The sequence below is a fragment of the Acidimicrobiales bacterium genome, from assembly GCA_035540975.1.
GTDB lineage: Bacteria > Actinomycetota > Acidimicrobiia > Acidimicrobiales.
In genome coordinates this window covers 22,846-43,214 of the sequence record DATLFN010000139.1, presented here as the reverse complement: position 1 = coordinate 43,214, position 20,369 = coordinate 22,846, and the positions used below count along the sequence as shown (strand labels likewise).

22 protein-coding genes are annotated in these 20,369 nt (G+C 74.5%); 12 read left to right on the top strand and 10 right to left on the bottom strand.

Translation table 11 applies throughout. The annotated features are described in order from the left end of the window. The coding region (locus tag VM242_14115) for a hypothetical protein (GenBank protein ID HVM06298.1) at window positions 1-201 on the bottom strand (201 nt) is incomplete at its 3' end. 134 nt (window positions 202-335) lie between these two features. Here VM242_14115 and VM242_14110 point away from each other — a divergent pair. Next, complete coding sequence (locus tag VM242_14110) at window positions 336-1,496, top strand: DUF222 domain-containing protein (GenBank protein ID HVM06297.1); 1,161 nt, start codon at window positions 336-338, stop codon at window positions 1,494-1,496. Then, window positions 1,493-1,669, top strand: coding sequence for a hypothetical protein (locus tag VM242_14105; GenBank protein HVM06296.1), 177 nt, complete (start codon window positions 1,493-1,495; stop codon window positions 1,667-1,669). Before VM242_14110 ends, VM242_14105 begins: the two co-directional genes overlap by 4 nt. Before the next feature lie 293 nt (window positions 1,670-1,962). On the opposite strand, the gene VM242_14100 is transcribed toward VM242_14105, so the two are convergent. Both VM242_14100 and VM242_14095 read right to left on the bottom strand, forming a co-directional pair. Further along, window positions 1,963-2,436, bottom strand: coding sequence for an Rrf2 family transcriptional regulator (locus VM242_14100; protein HVM06295.1), 474 nt, complete (start codon window positions 2,434-2,436; stop codon window positions 1,963-1,965). A 20-nt stretch (window positions 2,437-2,456) separates the two neighbouring features. Next, complete coding sequence (locus VM242_14095) at window positions 2,457-2,690, bottom strand: TOBE domain-containing protein (protein ID HVM06294.1); 234 nt, start codon at window positions 2,688-2,690, stop codon at window positions 2,457-2,459. Window positions 2,691-2,839: 149 nt separating this feature from the next. Between VM242_14095 and VM242_14090 the strand changes: the two genes are divergently transcribed. From VM242_14090 to VM242_14075, 4 genes are all read left to right on the top strand, one after another. Beyond that, complete coding sequence (locus tag VM242_14090) at window positions 2,840-4,633, top strand: nitrite/sulfite reductase (GenBank protein ID HVM06293.1); 1,794 nt, start codon at window positions 2,840-2,842, stop codon at window positions 4,631-4,633. Next, on the top strand, window positions 4,618-5,310 hold the full coding sequence (locus tag VM242_14085; protein HVM06292.1) for a phosphoadenylyl-sulfate reductase: 693 nt from the start codon (window positions 4,618-4,620) through the stop codon (window positions 5,308-5,310). The genes VM242_14090 and VM242_14085 overlap by 16 nt, the downstream gene beginning before the upstream one ends. 66 nt (window positions 5,311-5,376) lie before the next feature. Next, a complete protein-coding gene (cysD, locus tag VM242_14080) occupies window positions 5,377-6,330 on the top strand; it encodes a sulfate adenylyltransferase subunit CysD (GenBank protein ID HVM06291.1) in 954 nt (317 codons plus the stop codon). Between the two features lie 2 nt (window positions 6,331-6,332). Beyond that, window positions 6,333-7,616 carry a GTP-binding protein gene (locus VM242_14075; GenBank protein HVM06290.1) on the top strand — a complete coding sequence of 428 codons (1,284 nt, stop codon included), beginning with the start codon at window positions 6,333-6,335 and terminating at the stop codon, window positions 7,614-7,616. A 103-nt stretch (window positions 7,617-7,719) separates the two neighbouring features. Here VM242_14075 and VM242_14070 read toward each other — a convergent pair whose 3' ends face one another. Continuing rightward, complete coding sequence (locus VM242_14070; protein HVM06289.1) at window positions 7,720-9,027, bottom strand: VCBS repeat-containing protein; 1,308 nt, start codon at window positions 9,025-9,027, stop codon at window positions 7,720-7,722. Window positions 9,028-9,078: 51 nt separating this feature from the next. Here VM242_14070 and VM242_14065 point away from each other — a divergent pair, with 51 nt between their 5' ends. Genes VM242_14065 through VM242_14050 form a run of 4 tightly spaced genes read left to right on the top strand, consistent with a single transcriptional unit; the run spans window position 9,079 to window position 13,439 of the window. Beyond that, entirely contained in the window at window positions 9,079-10,404 is a 1,326-nt protein-coding gene (locus VM242_14065; protein ID HVM06288.1) for a hypothetical protein, read from the top strand. Window positions 10,405-10,460: 56 nt separating this feature from the next. After that, window positions 10,461-11,411, top strand: coding sequence for an alpha/beta hydrolase (locus VM242_14060; GenBank protein ID HVM06287.1), 951 nt, complete (start codon window positions 10,461-10,463; stop codon window positions 11,409-11,411). Beyond that, the gene (locus VM242_14055) at window positions 11,408-12,682 is read left to right on the top strand and encodes a phospholipase D-like domain-containing protein (GenBank protein ID HVM06286.1); all 1,275 of its coding nucleotides are present in this window, start codon (window positions 11,408-11,410) and stop codon (window positions 12,680-12,682) included. Before VM242_14060 ends, VM242_14055 begins: the two co-directional genes overlap by 4 nt. A gap of 22 nt (window positions 12,683-12,704) precedes the next feature. Further along, entirely contained in the window at window positions 12,705-13,439 is a 735-nt protein-coding gene (locus tag VM242_14050) for a hypothetical protein (GenBank protein HVM06285.1), read from the top strand. A 109-nt stretch (window positions 13,440-13,548) separates the two neighbouring features. Here the strand turns inward: VM242_14050 and VM242_14045 are convergent, their stop codons facing one another. Next, on the bottom strand, window positions 13,549-13,824 hold the full coding sequence (locus VM242_14045; GenBank protein ID HVM06284.1) for a hypothetical protein: 276 nt from the start codon (window positions 13,822-13,824) through the stop codon (window positions 13,549-13,551). A gap of 124 nt (window positions 13,825-13,948) precedes the next feature. On the opposite strand from VM242_14045, the gene VM242_14040 reads away from it, so the two are divergent. Then, window positions 13,949-14,581 carry a hypothetical protein gene (locus tag VM242_14040; protein HVM06283.1) on the top strand — a complete coding sequence of 211 codons (633 nt, stop codon included), beginning with the start codon at window positions 13,949-13,951 and terminating at the stop codon, window positions 14,579-14,581. Between the two features lie 24 nt (window positions 14,582-14,605). Here VM242_14040 and VM242_14035 read toward each other — a convergent pair whose 3' ends face one another. Beyond that, window positions 14,606-16,291, bottom strand: a complete 1,686-nt coding sequence (locus VM242_14035; protein HVM06282.1) for a hypothetical protein — start codon at window positions 16,289-16,291, stop codon at window positions 14,606-14,608. Then, window positions 16,288-16,740: a MarR family transcriptional regulator gene (locus VM242_14030; protein ID HVM06281.1), complete on the bottom strand. Its 453-nt coding sequence runs from the start codon at window positions 16,738-16,740 to the stop codon at window positions 16,288-16,290. Before VM242_14030 ends, VM242_14035 begins: the two co-directional genes overlap by 4 nt. Before the next feature lie 73 nt (window positions 16,741-16,813). On the opposite strand from VM242_14030, the gene VM242_14025 reads away from it, so the two are divergent. Beyond that, window positions 16,814-17,320 carry a VOC family protein gene (locus VM242_14025; protein HVM06280.1) on the top strand — a complete coding sequence of 169 codons (507 nt, stop codon included), beginning with the start codon at window positions 16,814-16,816 and terminating at the stop codon, window positions 17,318-17,320. A 67-nt stretch (window positions 17,321-17,387) separates the two neighbouring features. Here VM242_14025 and VM242_14020 read toward each other — a convergent pair whose 3' ends face one another. From VM242_14020 to VM242_14010, 3 genes are read right to left on the bottom strand one after another with little or no spacing between them, the layout of a single operon-like run. Beyond that, window positions 17,388-18,338, bottom strand: coding sequence for a VWA domain-containing protein (locus VM242_14020; protein ID HVM06279.1), 951 nt, complete (start codon window positions 18,336-18,338; stop codon window positions 17,388-17,390). Further along, window positions 18,335-19,258: a DUF58 domain-containing protein gene (locus tag VM242_14015; GenBank protein ID HVM06278.1), complete on the bottom strand. Its 924-nt coding sequence runs from the start codon at window positions 19,256-19,258 to the stop codon at window positions 18,335-18,337. The genes VM242_14020 and VM242_14015 overlap by 4 nt, the downstream gene beginning before the upstream one ends. Further along, window positions 19,255-20,271, bottom strand: a complete 1,017-nt coding sequence (locus tag VM242_14010; protein HVM06277.1) for a MoxR family ATPase — start codon at window positions 20,269-20,271, stop codon at window positions 19,255-19,257. The genes VM242_14015 and VM242_14010 overlap by 4 nt, the downstream gene beginning before the upstream one ends. Between the last annotated feature and the right edge of the window lie 98 nt (window positions 20,272-20,369).

Below are 20,369 nucleotides of genomic sequence, written 5' to 3'. Positions count from 1 at the left end.
GTGGTGGTCGGGGTGGAGGTCGGTGGACGCTCCCCCCGCGTGACCGGCCCGGGGTGCCGGACCGTGGGGCTCACGGGCGGCCTGGTGCTCGGGGTGGTTGGCGTGCGCCGGCTCCACACCTCCAGCCTGACGCGTTCCGTTGCCGGCGTGCTGTGTGGTCCCGTGCGACATGTCGTCCTCCGTGTCCTTCTCGGTCGGCATGCCCAAATCATATACCCCCATGGGGTACCAAGTCAACCCCCACGGGGTATCTTGGCATCGGCGTGGCGGCACGGTCGTGGCGATGGAGGCCGCAGGCAAACCCACTGTCACAGCCTCGGTGTAAGATCGAACATGTGTTCGGTACCTCGGAGATGAACGAATTGCGGGGGGAGGTGAGCCGGTTCGCAGCCGGTTTCGACCCGGCGCTGATCTCCGCTGCCGATGCCGAGCGCATCGTGGTCGACGCCGCCGCGGCCGAGAACATGCTGGCGACGGTGAAGGCGCTGGCCGCCGCCCGGGTGGCCGAGACGGAGTTGTGGCGCCGCCGCGGTGATGCCAGCGCCGCCCACCACCTGGCCCGCACGTCGGGGACGAGCGTGGCGAAGGCGCGCCAGGCCCTGGAGGCAGCCGGCCGGCTCTCGACGTTGCCGGCGGTGGCCGCAGCCGCCCGCCGCGGCGAGCTGTCGCCGGCGCAGCTGGCGCCCATCACCGACGCCGCATCGAAGGCGCCCGCGGCCGAGCGCCGCCTCCTGGCCGCCGCGGGGTCCACGTCGCTGGGAGAGCTGTTGGACGCCTGCGCCCGCACGAAGGCAGCCGCCGATCCCGATCACGAGGCACGCCACCGTGCCATCCATGCCGGGCGGTTCCTCCGCCGGCGTCGCTGCCAGGACGGCGCAGGCGAGCTCCACTACCGCTCGACCCTCGAGGAGGTCGCCGAGATCTATGCGGTCGTCCGCGCCCACGCCGATCGTTGCTTCCGGGCCGCACGGGCGGACGGCCGGCGCGAGCCCTCCGAGGCCCATCTCGCCGACGGGCTCCTGGCGGCAACGCGCGCGGCGGTGATGAGGACGACTGCGGCCACCACGGCAGCACCCGAGCCACCGCCGCCATCGGAGGACTTCGCCGACACGGGCACCGAGAACGACCCGGTCGCCGGTGACCGGGCGATGCCGCCGTCCAGCGCCCCGCCGGTGCCCGCCAAGGTGGTGGTGAGGATCGACTGGGACACCCTGCTACGGGGATGGCCGATCGACGGCGAGGTCTGCGAGATCGCCGGGCTCGGCCCCGTGCCCGTGTCGGCGGTGAGGGCCATGATCGGATCGGGCAACGCCTTCCTCGCGGCGGTGGTCACCCGCGGCGTCGACGTGGTGAACGCGCCCACCTCGGTCGCAGCCCGACCGCCTACCAGCGCAGCGCGTTGCAGTGGCTCAGCCCGTCGTGCACGGTGCTCGGCTGCAACGCGACCGAGCACCTCGAGATCGACCACCGGGAGGACTGGGCGACGTCGAAGGTGACCCTGCTGTCGGCGCTCGATCCGATGTGTGACCACCACCACGACCTCAAGACCAGGGCGTCGTGGGCGCTCGTCCACGGCGCCGGGAAGCGCCCCATGGTCCCGCCCGCCGACCGCCGCCACCCCCGCCACGCCCATGCGGCGCGGGCGCCCGACGAGGAGGGCGCCGCATGAAGCGGCGGCTGAGCCCGGGTTCGCCAGTGCGCAGGCGCCCGCCTCTGGGGGGGCCGCCGTGCCGAGGCCATCCCCGGTCGACCACCCGGCCACCGCCGGCGCCCTCGTCAGGCGCCCTCGCAGGCGCCCGTCTGGCGGCGGCGCCCGTCCCGGAGGTGGCGCTCGTCGGGCGATCCACAGGGCCCCGACCCGTCGCAGGCGGCCGCCGGAAGCCGTGCGCCCGCCGGCGCCGGCGGCCACCGGCCAGCCGGTCTCGTCGTCTGCGGGCGGACCACGCCGGTGGCCGCGATGGCTCAAGAGACCGGGCGGCGGACCCAGGCGTCGGCGGCCTTGGTGAGGCGGTGAACGACGTCGGGGAGGTGGCCGGTGGCGACGTCGGCGATGGTGACCTCCTCGAGCACGGCCCGCAGGCTGGCCCGGGTGGCGACCCAGACGGCCCGGAGCGACTCCGCCGGGCCGGGGTAGTCGAGGTCCTCGAGCGGGCCGCCGCGGACGTCGGCGAGGGGCCCCTCCACGGTGCGGATGACGTCGGCGACGGTGATGGTGTCGGCCGGTACGGCCAGCCAGTAGCCGCCGACCGAGCCGCGCTGGCTGGCCACCATGCCGGCGCGGCGGAGGTCGGCCAGGATGTTCTCGAGGAAGTTGACGGGGACGCCCTGGCGGGCGGCGATCAGGTCGCCCTTGACGGGACCGGCCGATGCGGTCGCGGCGGCGGCCAGCTCGACCAGGGCGCGGACGGCGTAGTCGACACGGGCGGAGACGCGCACGGGGCGAGCGACCCGACCCTCTACCGGCGCCGCGGCATCCGCTCAGCCTGCCCGGCCGGCGGCGGAGCCACGGAGAGCCCGGTGTCCATGGCCCTCACGTGTACCTCGGCGCCGGGGGCGAGCGCCAGCCGGTCGGCCTCGCCCCGGGTGAGCTGCACCCACAGCTGCTCGCCGCCGGCCGGCAGGTCGACGCATAGCCTCGAGCCCGGCCGGACCAGGCGCACGACCGTGGCGGGCACCGTGGCGATGGACACGCCCGGCTGGCCGCGAGGCGCCGGCTGGCCCTCCGAACGAGATTGTTGTAAAACCTGATCGGAGTACTCGGATTTTGGCGTAGGCTTGACGTCACCGAGGGGTCCCACGGCGCGGGCGCCGCCGGACCGCCCGAAAGGAGGGCCGCCGCATGAGCCAGACGATCGACGTGGAGGTCGGACCGGGCGCCATCAGCCCCGCTGCCCTGGCCGACATCGAGAAGTTCGAGGCGCTGCTGGAGCAGTACCTGGCCGGGGAGATCGAGGAGGACCGCTTCCGCATCTTCCGCCTGAACAACGGCATCTACGGCCAGCGCCAGGGCGGTCACAACCAGATGATCCGGGTGAAGGTCCCCTACGGGTCGCTCCAGCCCGAGCAACTCGACATGCTGGCCCACATCGGCGAGGAGTACTCCCGGGGCTGGGGCCACATCACCACCCGCCAGAACATCCAGTTCCACTTCGTGCAGCTGGAGCGGGTCCCCGCCGTGATGCGGGACCTCGCCTCCGTCGGGCTCACGACCCGGGAGGCGTGCGGCGACACCGTCCGCAACGTCACCGGCTGCCACCTGGCCGGCGCCTGCCCGTACGAGGTGCTGGACATCTCGCCGTGGGCCGAGGCCACCTTCCGCCACTTCCTGCGCAACCCCTACGCCCAGCGCCTCCCCCGCAAGTTCAAGATCAACTTCTCGGGCTGCGTCACCGACTGCGGCCAGGCCATGTTCAACGACGTCGGGGTGATCGCCGTCAACCGCCCCAACCCCGACGGCACCGTCGAGGCCGGCTTCCGCGTCTTCTTCGCCGGGGGCCTCGGGGCCAACCCCCACCCGGCGGTGGCGCTGGAGGAGTTCACGCCGCGCGAGGAGCTCATCCCCACCATCGAGGCGGCCCTGCGAACGTTCGACCACTACGGCAACCGCGACAACAAGCTGCGGGCCCGCATGAAGTGGCTGCTGGACACCATGGGCGCCGACGAGCTGCGCAGGCGCATCCTCAAGGAGCGCCGCCTCCTCCTCGCGGCGACCACGTGGACCCGGGTGCCCGAGTACGTGCAGGAGCACGGCGACGCCCCGGCGGGCACGTCGGGGACGATGTCGCCGACCCCGATGGGGTGGGGCACCAACGTGGTGCTCCGCTCCCGGGACGCCTACGGCCGATGGGAGGACGCCAACGTCGTCCGGGGGAACGCCAAGGGCACCGTCTCGGCGTACGCCTACGCCCGCCTGGGCGACGTCACCTCGGACCAGTTCCGGGCCGTCGCCTCCATCCAGCGCGAGCTGGGGCTCGAGGTCCGGGTCACCAACCGCCAGAACTTCGTGTTCCGCGGTCTCAGCGAGGAGCAGCTGCGACCGCTGCACGACCGGTTGTCCGTGCTGGGCATGGCCGAGCCGGGCGCCGAGCTGGCCCGCGACGTGGTGAGCTGCCCGGGCGCCGACACCTGCAACCTGGCCGTCACCCAGTCGCGGGGCCTGGCCGACGCCATCGGCGCCGCCCTGGAGGAGGCCGGGCTGGCCGACGTGGGCGGCGTGCGCATCAACATCTCGGGCTGCACCAACTCGTGCGGCCAGCACCACGTGGCGGACATCGGCTTCGTGGGCCTGGAGCGCCGGGCCCACAAGCGGGCGGCACCGGGGTACCAGATGCTGCTGGGCGGCCACGTCGGCATGGAGGCGATCCAGTTCGGCCGCAAGGCCACCCGCCTCCCGGCCAAGAACGCGGGCGTCGCCACCGTGCGGGTCATCGGCCGGTTCGCCGCCGAGCGGGAGGCGGGCGAGTCGTTCACCACGTGGCTGGCCCGGGTGGGCGGCGCCGAGGCGATCGGCGCCGAGCTGGCCGAGCTCGACATCTTCCCGACGTTCGAGGAGGACCCCAGCTTCTACGTCGACTACGACGAGACGGGCCCGTACGTGGCCGAGGTGGGCGTCGGGGAGTGCGCCGGGTCGTGACCGCCGTCGACCGCGCCGCCGTCCCCGACCTGGCCGAGCTGGCCGAGGTCTCGGCCGGCCTGGAGACGCGCTCGGCCGGCGCCGCCGTGCGGTGGGCGTACGAGCGCTTCGGCGACGACCTGGTCCTCGCCGCCTCCTTCCAGGACGCCGTGCTGATCGACGTCGCCGTCGAGGTGGCGCCCCGCATCGAGGTGGTCTTCCTCGACACCCAGTACCACTTCGCCGAGACGCTGTGGTACGTCGAGGAGCTGCGCCGGCGCTACGACCTGAACCTGAGGGTGATCGAGCCCCTGGTCGAGCCCGACAACCGCTGGCGGACCGACGTGGAGGGCTGCTGCGGCGCCCGCAAGGTGGAGCCCCTGGCCCGGGCGCTGGCCGGCAGGGCGGCCTGGATCACCGGCCTGCGGCGGACCGACGCGCCCACGCGGGCCAACGCCCCCATCGTGTCGTGGGACGTGGCCCGCTCCATGGTGAAGGTGAACCCCCTGGCGCCGTGGACCGACGCCGACATGGCCGGCTACGTGGCCGACCACCAGCTCCCCGTGAACCCGCTCACCGAGCGGGGGTTCCCCTCGATCGGGTGCTGGCCGTGCACCCGCCCGGTGATGCCGGGCGAGGACCCCCGCTCGGGGCGGTGGTCCGGCAAGGGCAAGACCGAGTGCGGGCTCCATGCCTGACCCCACCGGAACGACGACTCGAGGCACTCGACGCACTCGACGCACCCGCCGCAGGAGGGCGGCCTCATGACGACGACGCCGATCGATCCCCTGTCCGTCCTCGACGACCTGGAGCTGCAGTTGGCCGCCGAGCGCACCCACCTCGACGCCCTGGAGGCGGAGGCGGTGTTCATCCTCCGCGAGGTGGCGGCCGAGTTCGACCGCCCCGTCCTGCTGTTCAGCGGCGGCAAGGACTCGGCCGTGCTGCTGCACCTGGCCGAGAAGGCGTTCGCGCCGGGGCCGCTCCCCTTCCCGGTGATGCACGTCGACACCGGTCACAACTTCCCCGAGGTCCTGGAGTTCCGGGACCGGCGCACGACGGGCAGGGGCCACCGCCTGGTCGTGGCCTCCGTGCAGGACACCATCGACCGCGGCCGCGCCTCCGACTCGGGCGGCGGCAGTCGCAACCGCATCCAGGCCGTCACCCTGCTCGACGCCATCGCCGAGCACGGCTTCGACGTGTGCCTGGGCGGTGGCCGCCGCGACGAGGAGAAGGCCCGGGCCAAGGAGCGGGTGTTCTCGTTCCGCAACCGCCGGGGCCAGTGGGACCCGTCCGGCCAGCGACCGGAGCTGTGGAACATCTTCAACGGCCGCGTGCACGAGGGCGAGCACATGCGGGCCTTCCCGATCTCCAACTGGACGGAGCTGGACGTGTGGGAGTACATCGCCCGGGAGGGCATCGAGCTGCCCTCGATGTACTACGCCCACCGCCGCCTGGTGGTCGAGCGCGACGGCATGCTGCTCGCCGTCTGCCCGCAGGTGCAGCCGGGCGAGGACGAGCCCATGTTCGAGGAGGCGGTCCGCTACCGCACGGTGGGCGACATGTCGTGCACCGGCGCCGTGCGCTCCACCGCGTCGTCCGTCGGGGCGATCCTGGAGGAGCTGGCGCTCAGCCGGGTCACCGAGCGGGGCGCCACCCGGGCCGACGACCGCTTCTCGGAGTCGGCCATGGAGGACCGCAAGAAGGAAGGGTACTTCTAGGCGTGAGCGCCGAGGATCCCACGGGGCGGGACGCGGGGTTGCTGCGCGTCGCCACCGCCGGGTCGGTGGACGACGGCAAGAGCACGCTCATCGGGCGACTGCTGTGGGACGCCAAGGCCCTGCTGGAGGACCAGGTGGCGGCCGTCACCACCGCCAGCCGGGCTCGGGGCCACGACGACGTCCACCTGGCCATGCTCACCGACGGCCTGAAGGCGGAGCGGGACCTGGGCATCACCATCGACGTGGCGTACCGCTACTTCGCCACTCCCCGCCGCCGCTTCGTGGTGTCCGACACCCCGGGCCACTTCGAGTACACCCGCAACATGGTCACCGGCGCCTCGAACGCCGACCTGGCCGTCATCCTGGTGGACGCCCGCAACGGCGTGCTGGAGCAGACCCGCCGCCACGCCGTCATCGCCTCGCTGCTGCACCTGCCCCACGTCGTCGTCGCCGTCAACAAGATGGACCTGGTCGACTGGGACGAGGCGGTGTTCGTGCGCATCTGCGAGGACCTCACCGCCTTCGTCAACCGCTTCGACGAGCCCAGCCTCACCTTCATCCCGATGTCCGCCAAGCTGGGCGACAACGTCGTGGAGCCGTCCTCCAACATGCCGTGGTACCAGGGCCCGCCCCTCCTGCGCTACCTGGAGGAGGTGCCCGCCACCGAGGAGACGGGCCCGGTGGGCGCCCGCCTCCCCGTGCAGTGGGTCATCGAGCCGGCCGGCGACGGGCGGGACCGCCCCGGGTTCGCCGGCCAGCTGGTGTCCGGCGTCCTCCGGGTCGGCGCCGGCGTCACCGTGCTGCCGTCGGGGGCCACGTCCACCGTGGTGTCGCTCGACGGGCTGAACGGCCCGGTGCCCGTGGCCACCGCCGGGGACGCCGTCACCGTGCGACTGGCCGACGACGTCGACGTGTCGCGCGGCGACCTGCTCTGCGCCCGGGGCGCCGAGGCCGAGGTGGCCGGCTCGCTGGACGCCCTGGTGTGCTGGATGAGCGAGGAGCCGCTCGCCGTGGGCTCCCGCTACCTGCTCAAGCACGCCAGCCGCTGGCACGAGGCCACCGTCTCGGCCCTGCACTACCGCCTGGACGTGGAGTCGCTGGGCCACGACGACGCCGCCAGCCTGGGCCCGAACGACATCGGCAGCCTGTCGCTGCGGCTGGCCGCCCCCATCGCCTTCGACCCCTACCGGGCCAACCGCACCACGGGCAGCTTCGTCCTGGTCGACGAGCGCACCAACGCGACCGTGGCCGCCGGCATGATCACGGGCGCCCCCGTCCCGGCGTAGGCTCCGGCGGCAGAATCGGGCGGATAGCGCCCCGATCTGCCGCCAGAACCCGCCCGTCCGCCGACGGCCCGCCGGCGCCCCCGTCCCCGCGTAGGCACCATCGTCAGCCGGCGGGGCGGCCCGTCTGCTCCCACAGCTCGACCGGGCCGCCCTGCCAGTTGGCGCCCACCACGTCGAGGTCGCCGTCCATGCCGATGTCGGCGACCCGGACGTTGTGCGAGCCGCCGCCCGACAGCGCCACGTAGCTCCACGCCCGCCCGCCGCCGTCGTTGCGGAAGATCCCGACCCGCCGGCGGGACGACTGCTGCATCTCGGCGAACACGACGTCGTCGTCCCCGTCGCCGTCCATGTCGGCGACCTCGAAGGTGTGCACGAAGTCCACGTCGTCGTCGATCCGGTGCTCGACCCACCCACCCGAGCGCGGGTCGGGCGGCGCCTCGTACCACGCCATGCGCCCCTCGCTCTCCGATCGGGCCAGCACCACGTCGAGGCGGCCGTCGCGGTCGAGGTCGGCGACGATGACGGCCACGAAGCCCTCGTCCCAGCCGGGCGCGAACGTGTGGCGCGTCCACGCGTGGCCGGCGGTCACATCGGCCGGGGCGGCCAGCCAGTAGCCGTTCTGCACGATGTCGAGGCGGCCGTCGCGGTCGAGGTCGCCGAGAGCGGTGCCCTCGCTCGACGGGGCGGCGGAAATGGTCACCGCCTGCCACGACCCCGGGTCGGACTGGCGGAACAGCGTGGTGGGGCCGGCGTGGCCGCGGGTGACGACGTCGAGCCGGCGGTCGCCGTCCACGTCGCCGACCTCGACGTCGTGGGCGGTTCCGGGCCGCCCGATCTCCACGGGCGTCCATCCTCCGCCGCCCCGGGCCGGGTTACGGTACCAGACGACGGTGCCCTCGTCGTAGTGCGGGGTCACCAGGTCGGTGTCGCCGTCGCCGTCCACGTCGGCCGCCTGCATGTCGGTGGTGAAGTTGTGGCCGGCGGCGATCTCGCTGCGGGCCCAGCCCGGGGCCCGGTACCAGACCAGTCGGGAATCGGTGCCCACGGCGATGTCGGGGAGGCCGTCGCCGTCGAGGTCGCCCACCGCCTTGTTGTCGAGCGACCCCGGCAGCGAGGCGTCCACGACGGTGGAGGCGAACGAGAAGCTGGACGGGCGGGGCGACCCGGCGCCCCGGTGGGCACCGGCGGGCGGAGCCGGACCGCGAGGTGCCGAGGCCGGGGCGGAGCCGTCCGGCGTGGGCTGCGCCGACGCCGTCGTCGTCGTGCCTCCCGCCCGCTCCGACGATCCCTCGCAGCCGACGGCCGCCAGCACGACGGCGGCGGCGACGGCGACCAGCGCCCGTCGGTACCACGGCGACCCGCAACCGCATCTGCGCCGCACCACCACCTCCTCGGCTGCGCCGCGCACCATCGTGGCCCAGGGCCCGCCCGGGTGGTGCGGCGGACGTGCCAGGCTGGGGGCATGCCGGGCGGTGAGGCTCAGCGGGTCCCCTTCAACGTGGTCGACGAGGTCGTGCACAACCTCGACACCGACACCGAGCCGTGGAGCATCCAGCTCGAGGTACGGGTCAAGGGCTCGCTCGACGAGGGATGCCTGCGCACGGCCCTGAGCGAGGCGTTCCTGCGCCACCCGATGGCGCGCGCCCGCAAGGCGCCCACCGGCCGGGCGGGCGAGAACCAGTACGAGTGGGAGATCCCGCCCGAGCCGGAGGTCGATCCCCTGCGAGTGGTCGACTGCCGGGACGACGACGCCCTCGGCGCCACCCGGGCCGACCTCCAGAGCCGGGGGGTGCCCCTCGCCGAGTCGCCACCGCTGCGGCTGCGGCTGGCGCGCAACGACGGCGGCGACGTCGTGATGGTCAACGCCAACCATGCCGCCATGGACGGGTTCGGCACGCTGCGCTTCGTCCAGTCGGTGGCACGGGCCTACGCCGGCGAGCCCGACCCGGTCCCCGACCTCGACCCGCTGGAGGCCCGCAACGTCACCATGCTGGTGGGGACCGGGGACCGGCGGGTGAAGCTGCGACGCCGGGCCCTGCTGGCCGAGAAGGCCCGCGACCTCGCCGTCCCGACGGCCCGCCTCGCCCGCGACGGGGGCCGCGACGGACCCGGCTACGGGCTCCACCACGTCCGGCTGTCGGCCGAGCGGACGCGGGCGCTCGTCGAGAACGACCTGCCCGGGACGGTGAACGACGTGCTACTCGCCGCCCTCCACCTGGCCGTCGAGGGCTGGAACGAGCAGCACGGCAGCCGGGCCGGGCGCATCAGCGTGATGGTCCCGGTCAACATGAGGCCGAAGGACTGGCACGACGAGGTGGTGGGCAACCTGCTCCTGCCCGTCCGGGTCACCACCACCAGGGCCGAGCGCTCGTCGCCCCTCGCCGCCCTGGAGGCCGTCGCCGAGCAGAGCCGGCGGATCAAGGAGGAGGGCGGCGGCGGGGCCCTCATCGAGGTGCTGTCCCGGTCGCCGTCGTTCCCCCTGCGGGTGAAGCAGGCCACGTCGCCCGTCCTGAGCCTCCTCACCCGCCGCCTGGCCGACACCGCCATGCTGTCCAACCTGGGCAGCCTGGACGAGCCGCCCGCGTTCGGGGCGGGGGCCGGGGAGACGGCCGAGATGTGGTTCTCCGGCCCGGCCCGGATGCCGCTCGGCGTGTCCGTCGGCGTCATCACCACGGCCGGCCGGCTCCACGCCGCCGTCCGCTACCGCCACCCCCAGTTCGGCGCCGACGCGGCCCGGCGCTTCACCGAGCGCTGGGTGGGCGCGCTGGACACCTACCTCGCCCTGTAGGGCGTCCCCTCGGCGGCGCAGGCGTGGAGCGGGCGGCCGGCGGGAACGAAGGCCCCATGGCCACGGTCGAGTCGCTGCGTCACGAGCTGGCGAAGGCCCGCCGCTTCGCCCGGCGCCTGAAGGACGAGGAACACGAGGACCCCGTCCCCCCGCCCCTGCCACCCGGCCGCGTCCTCCACGTGCCCGGGCGGGGGGAGATGTTCGTCCGCATGACGGAGGGCGAGGACGACGGGCCGCCCGTCGTCCTCCTCCACGGCTGGACGTTGAGCGCCGACCTCAACTGGTTCTCGGGAGGGTTCGAGGTGGCCGGCCGCCACGGCCCGGTGGTCGCGCCCGACCTGCGGGGGCACGGGCGGGGGCTGCGCAGCGACAAGCCCCTGACCCTGGAGGCCATGGCCGACGACGTGGCGGCCATGCTGGAACACGTCGGGATCGGTCCGGCCGTGCTGGTGGGCTACTCGATGGGCGGCTCGCTGGCCCTGCTGGCGTGGCGTCACCACCGCCCCGTGGTCGCCGGCATGGTGCTGGTCTCCACCGCCCTCCAGTGGCGCAACAGCCTGTGGGAGCGGGTGATCTGGAGCTCGATGGCGGCCGTCGAGTACGGGTTCCGGCTGGGCACCCCCGAGGGCGGCATGGCCGACCGGTACCTGCGCATGGCGGTCGAGCAGTCGCCCGGCCTGGAGCGGTACAAGTCCTGGGTCAAGGCCGAGATCCGCCGCGGCGACCCCAGCGACATCGCCGCCGCCGGCCGCGGTCTCAGCGCCTTCGACGCCCACGACTTCGCCCGCCAGGTGGACGTGCCCAGCGCCGTCGTCGTGACCGCGCACGACCGCCTGATCCGGGCCGAGCGACAGCGCCGGCTGGCCGAGGCGATCCCGGGCGCCCACGTCGTGGAGGTCGACGGGGGCCACAACGCCTGGCTGGTGAAACCCGACGAGTTCTCCTCCGCCCTGGACGAAGCCCTGGGCCATGTGGTGGCTTCGGGCGCCCCAGCCGTGGCAGTATGACGGGCGGACGGCGCCTCGCCGCCGCCGGCGCCGCCGGCCTCGCCGCCGCCTACGGCTGGACGGCCGCCCGGTACGCCAGGGAGCAGGCCGACGGCTTCTCCGCCCGCGGCGTGCCGCCGGCCGGGAGCCCCGAGTTCGGCCGCGTCCTGGAGAGCCTCACCATGACCCCGGTCCGGGAGGGGAACCGGGTGACCATCCTGCGCAACGGCGTCGAGACGTTCCCCTCCATGCTCGAGGCCATCGAGGCGGCCGAGCACACTGTCGACTTCTCCTCGTACATCTACTGGCCGGGCGAGATCACCGAGCGCTTCACCGAGGCGTTCGTCGAACGGGCCCGCTCGGGCGTCGAGGTGAGCGTCGTCCTCGACGGCTACGGGTCGGCCAGGCTCGACCGCGACACCGTGCGCCGGATGGAGGACGCCGGCGTCGACGTGCGGTTCTTCCGGCCCCCGCGGTGGCACTCGATCGGCGACGCCAACAACCGCATGCACCGCCGCCTGCTGGTGGTCGACGGCCGGGTCGGGTTCGCCGGCGGCGTGGGCATCGCCGACGTCTGGACGGGCGACGCCGAGGATCCCGAGCACTGGCGGGAGACCCACGCCCGCTTCGAGGGGCCCGTCGTCCGGGACGTCCTGGGAGGGTTCCTCGAGAGCTGGACCGACGCCAGTCGCGAGCTGAGGGCCGGCCGGCGCTTCCCGGAGCTGGAGCCGTTCGAGGGCGGCTGCCCGGTCCAGGTCACCCGCAGCTCGCCGCTCGGCGGGGACACGGCGGTCGCCCAGCTGTTCCTGCTGTCGCTGGCCGCGGCCCGCGAGCGGGTGTGGATGACCACCGCGTACTTCACCGCCGGCCGGCGCTTCCTCCGGGCGCTGTGCGACGCGTCGAACCGGGGCGTGGACGTGCGGATCCTGGTGAACGGGCGGGCCGTCGACAAGGAGGTCGTCCGCAAGACCGGCCAGCGCTCCTACGGGCCGCTCCTGGAAGCGGGGGTGCGGATCTTCGAGTACGACCGGACGATGCTGCACGCCAAGACCATGGTCGTCGACGAATCCTGGTCGACCCTCGGGTCCAGCAACTTCGACCACCGCTCGTTCGCCCTCGACGCCGAGCTGAACGTCGCCGTATACGACCGGACGGTGACCGAGGTGCTGGCCGACCACTTCCGAGAGGACGTCAAGGAGGCCCGCGAGCTCGACCTCGACGGGTGGCGGTCGCGGCCGTTGCGCAAGCGGGCCCTCGAAGCGGCCGGCGAGCTCGCCCGCCAGTCGTTCTGACCGCCGTCGGGGAGGGACCGCCATCGACGTCGCGATCGCCGGGAAGACGGGGTCGGGCAAGACCACGCTGGCCGCCCTGGTGGCCCTGGCGTGCGCGGCAGCGGGCCGGAAGGTGGTGGCCGTGGACACCGACGACCCCCCCAACCTCGGGCTCACCCTCGGGACGGGCGACGGGCGGCCGCCCGTGCCGCGGGCCCTGGCCCGGGGCCGCGGGGGTGGCGGCATCACGGTGGAACGCCTCCTGCACGGCTACGGCTCGCCGGCACCGGGCGGGGTGACGCTGCTGCACGCCCTGCGGGCCGACGAGGACGAGCCGGCGTGCGGGTGCGCCGGCCATTCGTCCGCCCGCAGCCTGCTGGCGGCGGCGCTGCACGAGATGTTCGACCTGGTGGTCCTCGACCTGGAGGCGGGCCTCGCCCACGTCCGGCGGGCCGAGGGCACGCTGGCCGCTGTCGACGCCCTACTGGTGGTCGTCGACCCCAGCCGCAAGTCCCAGGTGACCGCCGCCCGCACGGTGGAGCGGGCGGCGGCGGCGGGGGTGGCGCCGGTCGCCCTGGTGGGCAACCGGGCCGTCGACGGCGACGACGATGCCTTCGGCCGGGCGGCCGCCCGGCTCGGCGTGCCGCTCGCCGGGGTGGTGCCGTTCTCGGCGCCGCTGGCCGAGGCCGACCGCGCCGGGCGGGGCATCGAGCCGGTGCCCGAGGACGTGCGCACGGCGGTCGGGGCGGTGGTGGCGTGGCTCCTGCCTCCGCCGTGACGCGGCCGGCACCACGCGGGCGCCGACCGGTCTCACCTCGACGGCGCCCGGTGGCGGCGCGCCTCCGCCGCCACCGGACGAGCGGGCCGGCGACGCGACGAGCGGGCGGCTACGGCGTGCCGTTGGGCCGGCCGCAGAAGAGGTGCCCGAGGCGGATCAGGAGGCCGGGCTTGGCCGGCTTCTCGGCGGCCGGCGCCGCGAGAAGCGGGGCGGGCGCGGGGATGCCGCCGCCGCCCGGGTCGCCCCCGCCGCCCGGGTCGCCCCCGCCGTCGGCGACCATGGCGGCCGGGAACGTCGGCGGCGGCAGGAAGCTGGTCGGACGGTCGCCGTCTCGGGCGCCCTCCTCCTCGGCGAGGTCGTCGCTGACGTCGATGGCGTCGGACATGGTGGCCCCCTTTGTCGCCCGACCGGTCGCCGGAGCGTCCATTTATTGTCCCATCTATTTCGCCCGCTGCCACCCCCCGTTTCACCGCCGGCGTGACCGGCCGTGTGCCGGGTAGGAAGGGGGCGTGGCCGACCTCGAGTTCTTCTGGGACCCCGGCTGCCCGTGGGCGTGGATCACGTCCCGGTGGGTGGTCGGCGTCCAGGCCCAAAAGCCCCTCTCCGTCGACTGGCGCTTCATCGCCCTGCGGTTCGTGAACGCCCACCGGGACTACGAGGCCGACTTCCCGGCCGGGTACGAGCGGCGCCACGACCGGGGGCTGTCGCTGCTGCGGGTGGCGGCCGCCGTGCGCCGGGAGCTGGGCGGCGACGCCGTCGGGCCGCTCTACACGGCGTTCGGTCGCCGCATCCACGTGGACCGGGCCGCCGAGTCGCTCGACCAGCCGGACGGCATCGAGGCGGTGCTGGATGCCCTCGGCTACCCGGCGGTCCTGGCGGCGGCGGCCCGCTCTACCGAGCACGACGACTTGATCCGCTCCGAGACCGACGAGGCCCTCGACCGCTGCGGCGGCGACGTCGGCACGCCCGTCCTCAGCTTCGCCCCGCCCGACGGTCCCAGCTTCTTCGGCCCCGTGCTGAGCAAGGCACCCAAGGGGCACGAGGCCCTCGAGGTCTGGGACGCGGTCACCACGCTGGGCGCCAACCCGTACTTCAGCGAGCTGAAGCGGTCGGCCCGGGGCCGCCCGCAGCTCGACGAGTAGTCGTCCCGGCGCCGGGCCGGCGCGTCAGTGGCGGGGCAGCGGGGCGGTGGCGACGAGGCGGAGCTGGGCGACGTAGGCCTGGGCGAAGCGCCGGGCGGCCTCGGGGTCGAACAGCCGGCGGGGGTAGCGGAACGTGAGGTGCAGCCGACCGGCGACGACGGCGCCGCCCACCGAGAGGCCGTGCGGCATCCGGGACGGGACGGAGATCCACACCTCGGTGGTGTCGCCGGCCTCGGCGCCGAAGGAGGGCGGTTCGTCGAGGCGGCCGACGTAGGCGAGCACGCCGCTGTCCAGCAGGTGGTTGGCGGTAAGAGGCTGCAGCACGATCACCGACTGCCGCGCCCACAGCGGGAGCAGCGAGTGCCGGTCCAGGGCGTCGATGAGGGCCGTCCCGGTGCGGGTCCGGATGTTGCGGTGCGTCTGGTCGACCACCGCCTGCAGCGCGTCGGTGGGGCTCGACCGGTCCCTGGTGTCGGTGGAGATGCGGGCGGTCACCGAGAAGTTGCCGACGACCTCGGGCGGCCACGGCCGGGAACGGAGGTCGACGGGGACCAGCACCGAGATGCGACCGTCCTCCTCGCCATGGTCGGCGTTCCAGGCGGCCACGGCCAGGTGCAGGGCGGCGAGGAGGACGTCGTTGTCCAAGTCGCGGTCGCCCAGCGTCGCCAGGCTGGCGGGGTCGAGAGCGTCGATGCGGACGTGGTGGTAGGCGTGCCCCGGCTCGTCCACCGCCCCGTCGCGGTGCAGCAGCACGGGCCTGGCCAGGGCGTCGCGCAACCGTTCGAGGCCGCTGCGGTAGCGCAGGGCGAGGCTCTTGGGCTGGGCGGCGGTGGGGCGGATGGGCAGGTCCCGGGTGGCCAGGAAGTCCAGCACCGGAGTGCCCGACCGGCCGGCGTAGGCCCCCGCCACCGCCTCGAGCACCTGGAGGGCGCCGGCGGCGTCGGCGGCGGCGTGGTTGAGGTTGAGCATGAGCACGTCGCCGTCGGGTGAATGGGCGAGGACGGCCCGGAGGGGCGCGCCACGGGTCAGCGGGACGGCGACGGCCTGGAGCTCCTCCCGGGCCGCCTCGAGGGCGGCACCGTCGGGGCAGTCCACGGTGGCGAGCGGGTCGCCGTCGCCCACCGCCTCGGCCAGGGCGGCGCCCATCCGGCCCTCGTCGAGGGTCCCCGCCACCCGGACCTCGGCGTGGAGGCTCCAGGGGCTCTCCTCCGGCTCGAGCAGCGGGATCCCCAGGCGGGTGGCCCGGTCGGCGTCGTCGCCGCCGTCGGTCTCCTCGGCCGGCACCCACTCGCAGTCGAGCTCGCAGCGGTGGTCGCCCTGGCGGCCGCGCACCAGGCGAGCCAGGTCGGTGGCCATGCCGGAGAGGTTGTGCAGGGCGACCCGGCCCAGGGCATAGCGGGACCGGCGCTCGGGCCGCAGGTCGAGGGGCGACACCCGGTCCACGTGGGCCAGGACGCGGTCGTCCTCGATCGTGATGTGGAGGCTGTTGCCCCGCACGTTCTCGCGGAACGACACGGCGCCGGGGTGGAAGATGCGCCCGAGGACCCGGTCGCGGTGGAAGCGCCTGCTCGTCTCCAGCTCGTGGAACAGCGTCGCCCGGTCGTCCAGGATGTGCTCCACGGGTGGGTCGCGCCGGCGGCGGGGCCGCCGGGAGAGCGACGCCTGGAGGGTGCGGTTCTCGCCCGGAGCCGGGCGGCGGTCGCCGCTCATCGCCGGTCCCCCAGGATGGATTCGCACACGCCCCGCAGCTCGACCACCTGATCGGCGCTGAGGCGGTCGAACACGTGCCGGCGGACGCTCTCCACGTGGCCCGGGGCGGCCGCTTCGAGCATGTGGAACCCGTGGTCGGTGAGGGTGGCCAGGGCGCCCCGGCGATCGTCGGGCGACGGCGTGCGCCGCACCCAGCCCGCCTCCTCCAGCCTGGCCACGGCGTGGGACAGCCGGCTGGGCGACGAGTCGCACACGGCGGCCAGCTCGGTCATGCGCATGGCCCGGCCGGGCGCCTCCGAGAGGGCGACGAGGACCACGTAGTAGGTATGGGGCATGCCGGCGTCGCGCTGGAGCTCACGGTCCAGCTCGCGGAACACGAGCCTGGTGGCGGCGAGGAACGCCCGCCACGCGCCCTGCTCCTCGTCGCTGAGCCAGCGGGGGTCGGCCATGGGTCATGCTAGCAGGAATGCTTGAACCCTCAATAACGTTGCACCGGTCGGTCCGCGCCCTAAGGAGCCACCCATGGCCATCACCCGACTCAACCACGCCGTGCTCTACGTGCGCGACGCCGAGCGCTCGGCCGCATTCTACGAGGACGCCCTGGGCTTCCGGCGGGTGATGAGCACGCCCGGAGCGGTCTTCCTCCAGGCGAGCGGCTCCACCAACGACCACGACCTCGGCCTGTTCTCGGTGGGCGAGGCGGCCGGGCCGTCCGAGGCGGGACGGCGGACGGTCGGCCTGTACCACCTGGCCTGGGAGGTCGACACGCTCGACGAGCTGGAGCGGGTCGCCGCCGTCCTGACCGGGCGGCGCGCCCTGGTGGGCGCCAGCGACCACGGGTCGACCAAGGCGATCTACGCCCGCGACCCCGACGGCATCGAGTTCGAGGTGTCGTGGCTCGTCCCCGCCGACCTGCTGGACGACGAGGCCACCACCGCCCGGTCCACCATCCGCCCCCTCGACCTCGAGCGCGAGAAGGCCCGGTACGGGGCCACGACGCGGGGCGGGATCGGCGTCTCGATCCCCTGATACCGGTTTGCCTCGCGATTGCGCGCCACCTGCCGGCGCGCGATCGCGATGTGAACCGACGCGGCGGTCAGAGCATCCGGCCGGTCCACACCAGGGCGGCGCCCAGGGCGGCGACGAGCAGGGCGACGGCGATGCCGACGAACGTGAGCCCCACCTCCCGATCCTCGGTGGTGTAGCCGACGCGGCTGCCGATGTCCTCGTACACGCCCTCCAGCTCCTCACCCGACGCCGCCTCGAAGAAGGCGCCCCCGGTGACCTCGGCCAGCGAGGTCATGGCGCCCACGTCGGCGGGGACGGGGATCACCCGGCCGCCGATGTCGACCGTCCCCTCGGGGGTGCCGAAGGCGATGGTGGTGACGGGCACGCCCTGTTCGACCGCCGCCTGGGCGGCCACCTCCACCGGCGTGCCCACCGTTGTCGCGCCGTCGGAGAGGAGGACGATGGCGGCCGTCTGCTCGCCCTCGGTCTCGCCCGCCCCGCCGGCGTTGGTGATGGCGTCCAGCGCGGTGTGGATGGCGTCGCCCGCCGCCGTGCCCGGGCCCGTGTAGAGGCCCTGGATCCCCGTCTCCACCAGCGTGTGGTCGGTGGTGGGCGGGGCGATCACCCGCGTGCTGCGGTCGAATGCCACCAGGCCCACCCGGAGGCGGTCGGGCAGGTCGTCGACGAACGACAGGGCGGCGTCGCGGGCGGCGTCGAGGCGGGTGGGCTCGACGTCGGTGGCCTGCATGGACGCCGACACGTCCACCACCAGCATCACCGTCGCCGCCTCCTTGGGCACCCGCACCTCCCGGACGGGCCGGGCCAGGCCGATCACCAGCCCGACCAGGGCCAGGGCCATGGCGGCGGCGGGCACGTGGCGGCGCCACCCCGGGCGCCTGGGCGCCACCGACGCCAGCAGCTCCAGGTTGGTGAACCGGACGGCGTACTGCCTGCGCCGCCGCTGGAGGACCACGTAGGCGGCGACCAGCCCGGCGACGACCAGGAGGAGCCAGAGGCGGCCGGCGGCGAGGAAGCTCACCGGCGTCGCCTCCGGGCGGCGACGAAGCGGACCACGTCCAGCACCCAGTCGCGGTCGGTGGACAGCACGAGGTGGGCGGCGCCCGCCCCCTTGACCGAGCGTGCCCGCGCCGCCAGCTGGGCGGCGGCCGCCTCGGCGAAGCGGGCCCGCAGCCGGGCGTCGGCCGTCTGGACCTCCAGGCGCCGGCCCGTCTCGGGGTCCACCAGGGTGAGCAGGCCCACGGGCGGCAGCTCGCGCTCGCGCGGGTCGCGCAGCTCGGCCACCACCACGTCGTGGCGGGCGGCGAGGGCGCGCAGCTCGCGCTCCCAGGGCCCCGGGTCGATGAGGTCGGAGACCACCACGACCAGGCTGCGGCGCCGGGCGGCCAGGCGGGCCCGGCGCAGGGCGGCGGCCAGCGAGGCGCTCCCCTCCACGGCCCGTTCCCGGCGCTCGAGGCGGGCCAACAGGCCGAACAGGGCGGCCCGGCCGCTGCGGGGCGGCACGATCTCGGGCTCGCCGGGTCCGAACACCAGGGCGCCGACCCGGTTGCCGTCGCGCGACGTGAGGAAACCGAAGGTGGCGGCGGCGGCGACCACCAGGTCCCGCTTCTCGCAGGCCGCCGTGCCGAAGTCGACGCTGGCGCTGCCGTCGACCACCAGCCACAGCTCCAGCTCCCGGTCGGCGACGGTGTTGCGCACGTGCGGGTACCCGGATCGGGCGGTGAGGTTCCAGTCCATGCGGCGCACGTCGTCGCCCGGCTCGTAGATGCGGCCGTCGTCGGGCTCGCTGCCGCCGCCGGGGACGAGGCCCTGGTGGTCGCCCTGGAGCAGGCCGTCGAGGCGGCGCATCACCAGCAGCTCGAGCTGGCGCAGCTTCGCCTCGTGCCGGGAGGCCTCGTGGCGGGGGACGGCGCCCTCGTACGGGGCGACGGCGTCGGTCACGACGCGGCCGCCGACACGGCGACCAGCTCGCCGTCCTGGCCGGGGGTGATGCGGGGCGCCACGATCGTGCGCACCACCCGCTCGACGACCTGCTCGGCGGTGACGCCGTCGGCCAGGGCCTCGTAGGACAGGAGCACCCGGTGGCGCAACACGTCGCGGGCCACGTCGTAGACGTCCTGGGGGAGGACGTAGGTGCGGCCCCGCAGCAGGGCGAGGGCCCGGCCGGCCGCCACCAGCCCGAGGGTGGCCCTTGGGCTGGCGCCGTGGGCGACGTGGGGCGCGATCTCGCCCAGCCCGTACTTGCGCGGCTCGCGGGTCGACAGGACGAGTCGGACGGCGTAGTCGACGACGGCGTCGTGCAGGAACACCTCGTCGGCCGCCTTCTGGAGCGCCAGCAGGCCCTCGGGGTCGAGCACGGCCACGGGCTCGGGGCGGTCCACGCTCATGCGGTGGACGATCTCCGCCTCCTCGCGGGCGGACGGGAAGTCCACCAGCACCTTCATGAGGAACCGGTCCCTCTGGGCCTCGGGGAGGGGGTAGACGCCCTCGCTCTCGATGGGGTTCTGGGTGGCGAGGACCAGGAACGGCTCGGGCACCTCGTAGGTGACGCCGCCGATCGACACCTGGTGCTCGGCCATCACCTCGAGCAGGGCCGACTGCACCTTGGCCGGGGCCCGGTTGATCTCGTCGGCCAGCACCACGTTGGCGAACACGGGGCCGAGCTCGACGTCGAACGCCTCCTGCGACGGGCGGTAGATGCGGGTGCCGACCAGGTCGGCGGGGACGAGGTCGGGCGTGAACTGGAGGCGGGCGAACTCACCCCCCATCACGGTGGCGAGCGTCTCGGCGGCCAGGGTCTTGGCCAGGCCCGGCGCCCCCTCGAGGAGGCAGTGGCCCCGGCCCAGCAGGCACACGAAGAGCCGCTCGATCATCCGGTCCTGGCCCACCACCACCCGCTTCACCTCGAAGAGGGCCTGCTCGAGGATCTCCCCGGGGGTGCGGCTGGGCGTCATGCGGTCTCTCCTTGGGGTGGGTGCGGGGCGTGCCGGGGGCGTCCGGCGCCCGGCTGCGGCCCCACCATGGTGGCCTGCCACGGCGCCGTTCGGTACCG